8 protein-coding genes are annotated in these 13,711 nt (G+C 39.8%); 3 read left to right on the forward strand and 5 right to left on the reverse strand.

What is annotated here, in order from left to right:
* Positions 1-2 precede the first annotated feature (2 nt).
* Together AC07UV_RS05555 and AC07UV_RS05560 are read right to left on the reverse strand one after the other, a co-directional pair.
* Positions 3-1,253, reverse strand: coding sequence for a glycoside hydrolase family 88 protein (locus AC07UV_RS05555; protein ID WP_282250734.1), 1,251 nt, complete (start codon positions 1,251-1,253; stop codon positions 3-5).
* A gap of 46 nt (positions 1,254-1,299) precedes the next feature.
* Positions 1,300-3,444, reverse strand: coding sequence for a glycosyl hydrolase family 95 catalytic domain-containing protein (locus AC07UV_RS05560; RefSeq protein WP_495182979.1), 2,145 nt, complete (start codon positions 3,442-3,444; stop codon positions 1,300-1,302).
* Positions 3,445-3,987: 543 nt separating this feature from the next.
* Here AC07UV_RS05560 and AC07UV_RS05565 point away from each other — a divergent pair.
* The 3 genes from AC07UV_RS05565 (at position 3,988) to AC07UV_RS05575 (ending at position 10,164) form a co-directional block, all read left to right on the forward strand.
* Positions 3,988-5,256, forward strand: a complete 1,269-nt coding sequence (locus AC07UV_RS05565) for a Gfo/Idh/MocA family oxidoreductase (protein WP_282250736.1) — start codon at positions 3,988-3,990, stop codon at positions 5,254-5,256.
* A gap of 105 nt (positions 5,257-5,361) precedes the next feature.
* Positions 5,362-8,763, forward strand: coding sequence for a 3-keto-alpha-glucoside-1,2-lyase-like domain-containing protein (locus tag AC07UV_RS05570; protein ID WP_495182980.1), 3,402 nt, complete (start codon positions 5,362-5,364; stop codon positions 8,761-8,763).
* A gap of 150 nt (positions 8,764-8,913) precedes the next feature.
* A complete protein-coding gene (locus AC07UV_RS05575) occupies positions 8,914-10,164 on the forward strand; it encodes an ROK family protein (RefSeq protein WP_495182981.1) in 1,251 nt (416 codons plus the stop codon).
* Here the strand turns inward: AC07UV_RS05575 and AC07UV_RS05580 are convergent.
* The 3 genes from AC07UV_RS05580 to AC07UV_RS05590 all read right to left on the reverse strand — a co-directional run bounded on the left by AC07UV_RS05580 (position 10,161) and on the right by AC07UV_RS05590 (position 13,710).
* A complete protein-coding gene (locus AC07UV_RS05580) occupies positions 10,161-10,520 on the reverse strand; it encodes a CoA-binding protein (RefSeq protein WP_495182982.1) in 360 nt (119 codons plus the stop codon). The two genes, AC07UV_RS05575 and AC07UV_RS05580, sit on opposite strands and share 4 nt — an antisense overlap.
* Before the next feature lie 101 nt (positions 10,521-10,621).
* Complete coding sequence (locus tag AC07UV_RS05585) at positions 10,622-11,812, reverse strand: serine hydrolase domain-containing protein (RefSeq protein WP_495182983.1); 1,191 nt, start codon at positions 11,810-11,812, stop codon at positions 10,622-10,624.
* Positions 11,813-12,078: 266 nt separating this feature from the next.
* Positions 12,079-13,710 (reverse strand): dihydrolipoyl dehydrogenase family protein, encoded by a 1,632-nt coding sequence (locus AC07UV_RS05590; protein WP_495182984.1) that lies wholly within the window; start codon positions 13,708-13,710, stop codon positions 12,079-12,081.
* Position 13,711 lies beyond the last annotated feature (1 nt).

Here is a 13,711-nt window from a genome sequence, read left to right on the forward strand (position 1 = left end):
ATTTACTTCGCGATTTCTTTTATCATTGGTTCACCATCCAAGAGCCTTTTATAGCGCACCAATGCTTCTACATAATAGTAGTCAGCATATGTCAGTGGTACATCAATCTCCGAATTTAAAGGAAGTGCTCCCACACTATGTTGAAGAATATAGCCTCCATTTTGACCATAAGCAGCCAAATAAGGTGCTTGAGATAGATTTTTGATCATTGTCTCCGCTTTATCGAAGTAAAGTGCAGATTCGCTACCCTTGGTATATTGCGAAAGCTCTAATAGCGCCGAAGCATACAAGGCAGCGGCAGAGACGTCTCTTAAATCCTTATTCGGGTACATCTTATCAGATGCAGCGATCTTATCCTTATCAAAATCCCAATACGGAATTAGATCGGAGGGTAGATCTGGATTGTCAAGAATGTATTTCGCTATCTGCTGTGCCTGCTTTAAAAACTCCTTTTTCTTTGTTTCACGGTACATCATCGTATAACCGTATAAAGCCCACCCCTGTCCCCGTGACCAGGCAGACTCATCAAATGCCCCTTGATGTGTTTTTTTCGATCGCACTTTACCTGTATTCTTATCATAGTCGATCACATGGTAAGAACTATAATCTTTCCGAAAATGATTTTTTAAAGTTGTTTCAGCATGTGTGACCGCAATATCATAATACTTTTTATCTCCTGTTATTTTAGAGACCTGTGTCAAAAACTCCAAGTTCATCATATTGTCTATAATGACGGGATAATCCCAGGACCCGTGATCCCATGAACGGATAGTTTTTGTCTTCGAACTATAACGTGATGCCAATGAATTTGCCCCTGTTGTTAAAACCGGTTCATATTGCTTGGTGTTCCCAGTCAACCGAAGGGCATTTCCAAAACTACAGAACAACATAAAGCCCAAGTCATGTGTACCTTTGTTATTCTTCTCCTTTTCCAAATAGGTTAATTTATCTTCCGCTTTCTTTAGTAGATCCGGATCTTTGGTTCCCTCATATAAATAAAATAACGTCCCTGGATAGAAGCCCGAGCACCACCAGCTTGATGATGAAAAGACCTCTTTGCCATTTTCAAATGTTTTCGGAAACTTATCCGTCGGTGTTTCCTTATCCAAAACTTTAATCTGCTTGGCAGCAGCATCAAGTTGCTGTTGTACAAACTCTTTCGACAGTTTCAATTTCACAGTTTGTCCATGGGCCAAAGTACCTGTCCCCAGAACAGCCCATAAAATCATAAAAATTTGCTTTCTAAATCTCATTATTTATATTCCCTTTCTATACGTTGTTTATTTTGCTTGCTTTTATTTATTTACTTTCACGGATAGCGACTATAGTTCCCTTATTGAGTTCTAACCTGATTAAGCCATCCTCCTGTTTCGTATACGTACCCTTCCCATGTACTTTAACAATTGGGTTAAGCATACCGAGCTTTAGTTTTAATGTTCCACCGTATTGGCTTTTAACTTCAACAGCTACTGTATTTCCATTTTTACGTTGTGCAGAAATCAAATTGCCCCCATCCGCTAAAAAATGGGTAAAGGAGAGATCTCTCCATTTACTCGGAACAGCTGGGAATACACGCAATATCCCATTCCAATATTGCAGACAAAGCTCCTGTATACTTGCCATGGCAGCCAACGGCGTTTCGATCACAGGACCACTTTCCGCATAGAGGGTATTCGCTTTAACATATTTGTTCAACAAAATATCCAACGAGGCTAGAGCCGCATCGCCTCGTCCCATCATGGCATACATCGAAGCTGCCCCTGAAAAGGAATAACCCTGAAGCCATTGTTTTTTACTCTGCCAATGTGCAATAGATTTTTCAATCAGCGCCCTATTCTCCTTTTGATCCCAGTTCACATCATAAAAAGGATAGATCATCATCAGATGAGAATAATGTCGATGTGATTCTTCATAGGGTACATCTTTGGCAATCATAAAACCATCAGTGTTTTGTGGATATTCAACCAAATGTGCCAGCACATCCTTCCATACAGCATGAAGCGGATCGTTGCCTCCACGTTCGTCGTCCAGTTCCAAAAGTGTCCTTAAACCCCACTTTAGGATTGATAGGTCGTAATTTGTATTATAAGCAAATCCTTTTGGATATTCGGGTGAATAGGTTTTAACAGCGATAGCATATTTCCCATTTTGATCTTTCTCCAGCAAATGCAAATGGTAGTTGATTGCGTCCTTGAAAAGTGGAAATAAACGATCATATACATCTCGCGACAGTGTTGCCCGATAGTACTGATAGTAGCTGTGCAGTAGCCATACAAGGTTACCAAGTTCTTTATCACCATCAGAGGCTTTTTCAAGAGAGACACCTTTTTGCAATAATACTGGACTCCATAAATCCGGTGCAGAAGAACGACCCACGGCTATACTATTGTAACGATAGGGTTCCGGAACATTAAGACGCAGATTATGCTTATTTTGGTCAATCATTTGAATCAAAGAATTGGCGATATCCAGGTGATTTGCTTTAAAAGTCGGTGAATATGCGAGCTGCATATTTAGATTGAGCCAATAAGCTGGCCAGGGAGTGGGACTTGTCCACGGTCCCTGCAGATCCATAGCTGGCTTGTCCGATCGGGTTGCGCTTGCCAGCTTATACAATTGCATATCGTAGAAACCTTGATAGGTTGAATCAGGCAGTTCAAGTGTAGATGCCTTAAAATAGCTCGTCCACCATTGACGATGTTCTTTCAAACCGGTACTTATTTCCCGTGCACCAAATTTTAGAAGATACGCTAATGTTTCTTGGGTAAAATCCGCTGATTTTTGATTATAGCCAACGGTAATAACATAGGTATCCATGTCTTTCGTTGATCGCAGCAGATAGGCGATCGTATACCCCCCACCCGCTATCAGTGCTTGTTCATAGTATTTTATGTGACCTTGTTGTCCATTCTTTCCAGCAGGATTGGCAAGGTAAGCCTTTGGTTTTTGGGTATAGGAAAATTTCATGCGTGGACTGATTGCCGAATCGGCTACCCAATTGAACGAATACTTTCCCTTAAAATCCTGTTTCAACACCTCTAATAAGATAATATTATCATTGGAAAGTGTTGTCGTTTTCACTTTGATCTGTCCCTGATTTGTCAAGATAGTTGCCACGGCATAAGCCTCCTTTAGATAGAAATCACCTCTGCTTTGGACAATTGCACTTCCCAGGTCCAAATCAAAGTACCCCAGTGACAGGCGGGCCTTATCGAACAACTTGTCTTCCGAATTTGCACGATGATCATATACATCCGTTCGGCCGATGTCAATACGCACTGATTTTTTACTGGATAGATAAGTCATCGTTCCCAATAGGCCATTACCGGTAAACACACCCTCATATATCGTGTTTCCGAGCGGAGCAACTTTAAATTGCCCAAATCCAATTACAGGTAGGATTAGCGCATAAATAATTATCAATAGCATGGTTGGTCTCATCATATCGGTTTTCTTCTTTTGAAGGCTCCATAAAGATGCCTGATTCTCTAAGCATAATCAAGCTCGTTTTACGAAAACGATTGAGTGGTTTCACGAGTTTCCGGTATCATATCACCTGATTTTTATGTGAGCACCCACTGGATGAATACAAATTAAGGTATACTATTCAGGTTTTAATAGGACCAATAAATCGTTCTGTCCTTTCAAAATGCCCACATACTGCAGGTCTATTACCACAAGATGGATTAGATTGTGTTCTAGAAAATTTATGCTCTTTAGTAAGAATTTCGAACAGTACAGCTCATGTAACAATTCTGTAACTAAACATTAGCGTTGGATAATAGAATCGAACCTTATATACGAAAGAAATGAATTCAGAGCTATTCTTTTATTATTTTTTCATAAAACAAGAATAAACAATACATAAAATTTTAGTTATCAGTTTATATTTATCAGTTTTTTATCTATTTTTAGGTTCAATATCCAATTGCAGTTAATTTTAACAGCCTAAAATGGATCAATTATAAAACAACTAATCCAACCAACATGAAAGAACAGAATTCATCAAGGCGTGATTTCATTAAAAAATCAGTGGTAGGTGCTGCAGCATTTTCTATTGTACCACGCTTTGTACTTGGAGGCCAAGGCTATCTTGCTCCGAGTGATCATCTAACCAAAGGAGTAATTGGCGTCGGAAATATGGGCCGTGGACACTTCGGCTATGCCGGAACAAAAACAGTTGCCATTTGTGACGTTGACAAAAGCCATCTTGCGGCTGCACAAAGTGACCTGGGTGGCGGCATAAAAGAATACCATGATTTTAGAGAATTAATCAAATCTCCAGAAGTAGATATTGTCCACATTGCTACTCCGCCGCACTGGCATGGTCTTATGTCTATAGAGGCTGCTAAAGCAGGAAAAGATATCTGGTGTGAAAAGCCAATGACGCGTACCATTGGTGAAGGTAAGAAAGTAAAAGAAGCCATTGCACAACACGGAAATATGTTCCGTCTGAACACTTGGTTTCGCTTCAAAGATGATTTTTATGGAATGAATGTACCTGTTAGTAAAATCAAAAAACTAGTAGATACAGGCATGTTGGGTTGGCCATTAAAAGTAACGATAAGTAAGCATACAGGATTTGACTGGAAATTCTATTGGGTAGGAAAAGAAAACCTACCAGAAGAACAAGTGCCTGCGGAATTAGACTACGAATTTTGGTTGGGTCCAGCACCATATAAACCTTACAATAAACATCGCGTACACACGACTTTTAGAGGCTATTGGGATTATGATGGCGGAGGATTAGGTGATATGGGCCAACATTATATGGATCCAGTGCAATATTTCTTAGGTAAGGACAATGAAAGCCCAGTGAGTGTAGATGTGGATGCGCCACAGCAACACCCAGATGCCGTTGGTACCTGGAGACGCATTACTTTCACTTATGCTGATGGTTGTCAGATCATTTTAGATGGCGAGGCCAAAGATGAAAAAGCGGCTTATATTGAAGGACCTAAAGGTAAATTATATAAAGGATTTGCATCGGATATTCCTGATCTGGAAAGAAAACTGGCACAATACCCTGAGCCGGCTCCGCAAATCACTGACTTTTTGGAATCTGTCCGGACACGCGAAAAATTTGCCCTCAATGAAATAAATGGACACCGCTCCTGTACATTGGTTAATATGGGATTAGCAGCACTGCGCCTCAACCGCTCATTAAAATACGATTCTCAAAATGAGAAATTTATTGATGATGATGCTGCAAATCGTTTAATTCACCAACCAATGAGAGGTCCTTGGTCTATCTAACAATTATAATCCGATGAAATATCATGAACCAAAAAAGACATCAGAACACTGGATGGATAGCAGTAATCATGGTAGCTTCATGCCGATAAAAGATAAATAATCTCAATGAAAAAGATATTTAATTCGCTGGCTGTATTGCTTCTCATCTCGAGCGCCTCATATGCCCAGCAACCGCAAAATAGAACCACAGCTACCAAAATAGCTGATGTGCTGGCTCAGCAACCCGCAGAGGAAAAAGAAAAGTTCCTGCTCGCCATGCATGAGCTGGAAGGATTTTCTTCCGATGACATCGTTGCTTTCCTTAAAGGTCTAAAAGCACCAGGAAGTAATAATGCTCCAATTGAATTTGCTGCCAACAGCTATTCTTTTTATGTAAATCAAACTGGCAAAGAACAGCAAAAAAAAGTATTTGTTGAAGGTTTAGCAAAATCCATCGCACAACTGAGCGAGCCTACAAATCAAGTTTTCGCTTTACGTTTACTCCGCCAGTGCGCAGATAACTCTGCAATCTCAGCTGTGGCAAATTGTTTAACGAACGATAATCTAGCTGATGCAGCCGCAAGAACTTTGGTCTCTATCCGTACCAACGAGTCAGCTACGGCCTTGGAAAAAGCACTAGCAGCTTCTACGACAGAAAAAACCGCAATCGCTATTGTTACAGCACTAGGCGATTTAAAGGTTGCAAATGCGGAAAACGCTATATTGGATTTCACCAAAAAATATAACTCCGATGCATTCCAACGCACCGCATTGATCGCACTAAGTAAAATTGGCGGTACAGCCTCGGCTTCTTTATTTCAAAACAAATTGAACGATGCGGCATACAGTTACGATAAATTTGATGCTGTCGGACTAGGTATTGACTATGCGCAATCGTTGATCGACAATAAGCATGATCAAGATGCGATCAAATTCCTGAATAAATTCTTCCAGGAGTCGCAAAAAGTAAAATCCATCAACGGACAATTTGCTTCATTGAAATTATTGGCTGCCATCGATCCAAGTAAGCAACAAAAAAATCTACTGTCTGCTGTAAAGAGTGATAATGGTGCATACCGCAACCTTGCCTTGCAATTGCTCGGTAAATATGGTAAAGGCAGTGATGCGAAAAGCCTGCTCGCTCTAGCGAGTAAGGGTACACCAGAGGTACAGGAAAGCGTCCTAAACTATCTCGCACATAACGGTTCCGCGAGTAGTTTAAAAGCAATCCAAGCCTTGGTTGGCAAAACGACTTCGCCAGTTACAAAATTAGCAGGATTAAGCGCGATCAACACACTTTCACAAGGAAAAGAGACCAATACCCTAATACAGGCCTTTGATGCAGATCAAGAATTCAACAATTCTGTTAAGGCCCTTATCCTGTCTTCAAAGGATGCTAATGTGATCAATGATGTCAATACTGCACTCGCTTCTGTCGATGACAGCAAAAAAGTTCAGTTATTGGATATATTGAGCAAACGCTCCAATAATGCTTCTTCAAAAGCTGTTCTGGCGATTAAAACAACAAATCCAACAGTAGAGGAAGCGATAAATAAAGCTTTACCCAATGTTGCTCAAGAATCTGATCTTGAAGAACTTTTCAATAGACTGAACAATACAACTGATCCAAAATCGGCAGCGTTATTGCAGAAAGCAGTTGTCAATGTTATTCAATCAAGTCCTAATGCAAAAGGATTAACAGGGAAATTAGCTGCAAACATCTCAAAATCAGCCGCTCCGAGTACTGCAAAATATTTCCCTATTTTTGCTGGACTTGGTGACGATCAATCGTTACAAGCAGTCAGCAATTACCTAAATAATAATAATCCGGAGTTAAGGGCTGCAGCCATTACATCGTTGTCAAGTTGGTCATCCGCTAATGCACTTCCTAAACTGGTATCCTTATCAAGAACAGAAAAAGATGACAACTTATTCAATACGGTTTACAGAGGATTAATCAAATCTATTTCATCTTCGGCTAATACGGCTGATCAAAAAACACTTTTATTGCGTGACGCATTTAGTGTTGCAAAAACAGCAGAACAGAAGAAAGCTGCACTTTCTGCCCTTCAACCAACAGGTACTTATCAAGCTTTTATTTTTGCTGCGGATAAAATGGCTGATTCACAGTTGGGAGAAGCCGCTGCCAATACAGCCATGAATATTGCCATGGACAATAAATACTATGGTAGCAAAGTCAGAGAAGTACTAGAACAGGTAATTGGCAAACTTTCCGGTAGCGAGAGTGGTTACCTGAAAGAAGCTGTTGTTCGTTATCTTTCTGAAATGCCAGTAAAAGAGGGTTATGTATCACTTTTCAATGGTAAGGACCTTAGCGGCTGGAAAGGATTAGTTGCTGATCCAATAAAACGAGGTAAAATGAACGCCAAAACGCTGGCAACCGAACAAGCGAAAGCAGATGAGATCATGCGCAAGGGTTGGTCTGCCTCAAATGGAGAAATTGTTTTTAGCGGAAAAGGAGATAATCTGGCTACCATAAAACAATATGGAGATTTTGAGATGCTTGTAGACTGGAAATTGGAGAACTATGGTGGTATAGAGGGTGATGCCGGTATTTACTTGAGAGGCACTCCACAAGTACAAATTTGGGATATCGCCAACACGAGAGTTGGTGCTCAAGTAGGCTCAGGAGGATTGTACAACAACCAAAAAAACGAAAGCAAACCGCTCAAGGTCGCTGACAATGCTACTGGTGAATGGAATACATTTAAAATCAAAATGGTTGACGATAAAGTCACAGTTTGGTTAAATGGTCAACTGGTCACCGATAATATTCCACTGGAAAATTATTGGGACAGAAATCAATCTATTTTCCCAACAGAGCAGATCGAACTCCAAGCTCATGGGTCAGTTGTTTACTACAGAGATCTTTTCATCAAGGAATTCCCTAGAAAGCAGATCTTCAAAATAAGCGACCAAGAGAAAAAAGATGGTTTTGAAGTGCTATTTGACGGAACAAATCTGGACAAATGGACTGAAAACAAAGCATACATCATCAATGATGAAGGTTATATCTGGGTATACCCTAATGCTAAATTTGGCGGGAACTTGTATACAAAAGAAGAGTACTCAGATTTTATCTATCGCTTTGACTTCAAATTGACACCAGGAGCTAACAATGGTGTGGGGATACGCGCGCCACTAGAAGGTGATGCGGCTTATGAAGCAATGGAAATCCAGGTTCTCGATAATGATGCCGATGTCTATAAAGATTTAAAACCTTATCAATATCATGGCTCTATCTATGGTGTGGTAACGGCTAAAAGAGGTTACTTAAAACCATTGGGCGAGTGGAACTCCGAAGAAATCTATGTAAAAGGCAATCGCATTAAAGTAACATTGAACGGTACTGTCATTGTCGATGCTGATATTGCGGAAGCTAGTAAAAATGGGACGCTGGATGGTAAAGAGCATCCAGGTTTAAAACGTACAAGTGGCCATGTTGGTTTCCTGGGACATGGAACTGAAGTATTCTTCAAAGACATTCGAGTAAAAAAACTCAAATAGTTTTACCAAGTGTAAAAAAAGGGGATAAGGAATCTTATCCCCTTTTTTCTTAAAGAACGGCTTGTTTGACAAGTGAGAAAAATAACCGAATGATTCCAAAACTTTTATTAAATTAAGGTTCTAGGATTCTAATTCAAAATATGATGTTTTATGACAAAAGCCGTAAACTTACTGATTAACAAAAAATTGGATAGTAAACCCGAAAAGAAAAATCTATTCAATAAACTTTCTATTATCAAATTAATAGCCGAATTAGGATCTGTATCAGTAAACGACATTGTAAAAAATCTCTCCCTAAGCCTTCCTACGGTCAACAGCCTGATTGCTGAACTATTGGAGGACAATATTGTCCGTCAATTTGACAAGGGAGAATCTATCGGTGGTCGCAAACCAAACCTATATCGGCTGTGTGATGGGTTATTTCAAGTGTTATGTATCGAGTTGCAGCGCTTCTCCATTACAATGAGTATCATGGACAACAATCAAAATATAGTTGCTGAAACTGTAGAACTTGATAATGAATTATCACGCAATGCCGATAATCTCTACGATATTACGCAGATTATCGATCAATATTTATTGGAAAAATTAGTAGATACCGAAAATTTAACCGGACTAATCATTAGCATGCCTGGCCTAATCAACGCTGAGGAGGGAACTAATGAAACATTTCTGCATGACAAATCGCAATCTATTACAGCTTACTTCGAGAACAAATACAGAAAACCTGTTTATATCCTCAATGACGTAAAAGGCGCCGCATATGCAGAACTAAAATTTGGTTTGGCCAAAAACACGAGAAATAGCCTCATTATTTTAATGGATTGGGGAATAGGTCTTGGAATAGTTTCCAATGGTGAAGTTTATCTCGGACGGGATGGTTATTCCGGCGAGGTGGGCCATATGCCATTTATTGATAATGGTGAATTGTGTTATTGTGGGAAAAGAGGTTGTCTTGAAACAGTGGCTTCGGGAATTGCCTTGGTCAACAATGCAAAACAGGAGATCCAAAAAGGTGAACTTACCAAGCTCAATGAATTACATAAGGAGGAATTAGATCACCTAACACCAACTCATGTAATCGAGGCGGCTAATAAAGGTGATCAATTTGCCATAAACCAAATTTCTAAATTGGGTACAAATCTAGGTAAAGCTTTCGCTTCCCTGATCCAGCTGCTCAATCCAGAACTTATTGTACTTGGAGGCAAAATCGCCAAAGCCAATGAATTAATTACGATCCCGATACAACAGGCGATCAATTCATATACAATGGCGATATTAAAAGAACATTGCGATATAAAAGTATCGAGCTTAAACCTGGACAGTAATACGATCGGTTTGACAAATTATTTTATCACAAAGTATTTGTCTGTCGAATTGCTCAGGAAATCTAAAATCTAAAACTGACCTGTGCTCAATAATACCAGAGTACAGGCTCTTTCTGTTTTAATACCATTCTCCATAGCCAACTGCTCTAACTCAGCATTCTCAGCCCCTGGATTAAAGATTATACGTTTTGGTTTTGTAGCCAAAATATAGTTATAATACTCCTTTTGATTCTGCTCTCCAAGATACATGGTCACTGTGTCTATATCAGTATGCACTTCACCTTTCTTCTCGATGGGCTCACCAGCCAACTCCCCACCGCTCAAACCGATGTTAACAATATCATGTCCGTGCTTACGGAGCATATTCGCTGCTTTATTTGAATAACGCGAAGGGTTCGTACTGGCGCCTAAGATTAATGTCTTTTTCATCCTTATACTTATTTGTTCATCAATTATACCGTTCAAAGGCATTTACACAGCCTTCATCGGTATGGAGTCTTAAATTTTTTGAAATGATGAAACGAATAGATCTATTCATCAATAATAAAATCGCCATGGGTACTATAGGCGTTCTTACGTAAAACTGGCATTCCCAAAATTTTATAAAGTTCATCCAACTTCACCAAACTACCATTTGTCATATTGGAAAGTAGAACAATCACAATATTCCTTTTCAGATCCCGTACATATATGTGACGAAAACCGTGCCACCATCCCGTATGATAGACAATATGATCGTTTCCATGTTCAAATGTCCGCCATCCATAGCCGTAACTAAAAATACCTTTTTTTGCGTCTGGATAGCCACGATAAGCCGAATCCAAGGTTGATTGCTTCAATAATCGTCCATCCCGCAATGCCAGATCAAAGCGGTATAAATCGCGTACTGTACTGTAAACTCCCTTGTCTCCCAATGGGCCATCTTGAAAATTCTGTACAACAGATCTGCGCCATACCTTATCATGACCTATAACGTTGGTTGGAATCTTATCGTAGACAGCCTTAGACAACGCGGCGGTATTCGTCATACCTGCAACATTGAAAACACTATCTTTCATATAGGTCGCATAATCCTGCTTCGACACCTTTTCGATAATAGCTCCTAAAACCATAAAGTTGGAATTATTATAGAAAAAACGACCACCCGGTGCACCATATCTATTCGGCTTAAATTCGGTCAGCATTTTCATAACATCCTGGTTCGTCATTCCTTTTTTTCGATCAGGCCAGTGGTCTTCTGAAAAATAGACATAGTTAGGTAAACCTGAGCGGTGGGTCAATAGCATTTTAATAGTAATACCGGGGTACGGAAAATCAGGATAAAAATCATTGATCGTCTGATCCAGACGTAATTTTCCCGCTTCGACCAACTTCAATATACCTACAGCCGTTATTGGTTTGGTGACTGAAGCCAGTTCAAATTTATCATCAATTGCCAAGCTATCGCGCTTCAGGTAATTGGCCCAACCAAAAGTATTTTGATATAGAATTTTTCCATCCTTAGCCACTAGCACGTTTCCATTGAATGCAGCCTTTGAATGTAAGTTTTTCATAAAGGCGTCAATCTTTGGATCTGCATCCTGGGGATTGTAAATGAGTCTTGTACTATCTATTTTTGCTTGTGCTATCGCCGCCTCTTTTTGTTTTTTCTCTTTTGAACTACAAGCGATTGTAGATACGAACAAAAGAGCTACCATTCCCTTTAAAAAAAATAATTTCACGTAATGCTTCTCCTGGATTTTCTATATTGTGTTATGTTTGCCTATTTCACTAAGCCAATTTTGTACCTCATTTTTTACACGATCTTTACATCGCTAGTCCCCCACTCCTACTCTGATTAATGTGTATTCTTTTTGATTTTCAATAAAGAATCGCGTATAAAGATAATAATGCTAAAATGAAGATTTTAGTATAAAAAAACGAATTTTTAGAACAAAAAAAGCCACTTTATTACTAAAGTGGCTAATATTTTATTGGCTTGCGGAATCTATGCTAGTAATCTAACTGGATTTTCTACCAATGCTTTTAAAGTCTGTAAAAATGCAGCACCTGTTGCGCCATCTACCACACGGTGGTCACAGCCCAAAGTTACTTTCATTACGTTACCAGGAACTACAGCACCATTTTTCACAACAGGAACAGCTTGGATAGCTCCTACTGAAAGAATAGCTCCATCAGGAGAGTTAATGATAGATGTAAACTCATCTATTCCAAACATTCCCAAGTTGGAAACTGTGAAAGTAGATCCTTCCCAATCCGCTGGTTGTAATTTTTTAGCTTTCGCTTTTTGAGCAAAATCTTTCACCTCTGCAGAGATGTGAGATAATGATTTACCATCTGCAAAACGTACTACAGGAACTAACAAACCATCTTCAACAGCCATAGCCACACCAATGTTGGTATGTTCGTTGAAACGGATTTTATCTCCTTGCCAAGACGAATTCACTGCTGGGTGTTTTTTCAACGCGACAGCAACGGCTTTCACCACGATATCATTGAATGATACTTTTACTGGAGCGATCTCATTGATTTGCGCACGAGCAACCATTGCATTATCCATATCGATAGAAACTGTCAAGTAAAAATGAGGTGCTGTAAACAATGACTCTGCCAAACGGCGCGCGATTGTCTTACGCATTTGGTTGACAGGTTTCTCTGTATAACGTTCTTCACCAACATACGTAGGTAAAGTAATTGCTTTTGTCTCTGTAGCAGGAGCCGCTGCAGCTGCTGTTGTAGCAGGTTTCGCCGCAGCAGGAACAAAAGATTCAACATCTTTTTTCACGATACGACCACCATCTGCTGATCCTTTGATATCGCTCAAGTTGATACCTTTGTCTTTTGCAATCTTACGTGCTAATGGAGAAGCCTTTACACGAGCATCATCATTTGCAGCAGATGATACTGGAGCTGCAGTTGCAGTAGGTGCTGAATCAGCTTTAGGTGCTTCTGCAGTTTCCGCTTTTGCAGGAGCAGATTTTTGATTCAATAAAGGTGTAATATCAGTTCCCGCAGGACCAACAATAGCAATAATATCATTTACTTTTGCTGCTTCTCCAGCTTCAAGACCAACGTACAACAATGTACCATCAGCATAAGCTGTAACTTCCATTGTAGCTTTATCTGTTTCTACATCAGCGATAGCGTCATCAGATTTGATCGTGTCACCAACTTTGAAATTCCATTGTGCAATAACACCTTCTTTCATGGTATCACTCAACAATGGCATTGTGATCACAGTACATCCCAATTCTTCAGCTGTAACTGTGTTAGCCGAAGATTCTGGACCAGAAACTTCTTCGGTTTTTTTTTCTTCAGTTTTTTCTGGCGCTTTCTCAGCTGCCGGAGCATCACCGCTCAACAAAGCTTGGAAATCTTCACCGGGTTCACCCAAAACAGCAATAACAGCATCAATAGCTACTGCTTCACCTTCTTTAGGGCCAATATATAAAAGAGTACCTTCTTGGTAAGACTCAAAGTCCATTGTAGCTTTATCTGTTTCAATTTCAGCTACCAGATCACCAGAATTTACTTTATCACCAACATTTTTGTGCCATTTTGCGATGACCCCTTCGGTCATTGTGTCGCTCATTTTGGGCATTCTTACTACTTCAGCCATT

Source organism: Sphingobacterium sp. GW821-FHT03E03 (assembly GCF_059420745.1).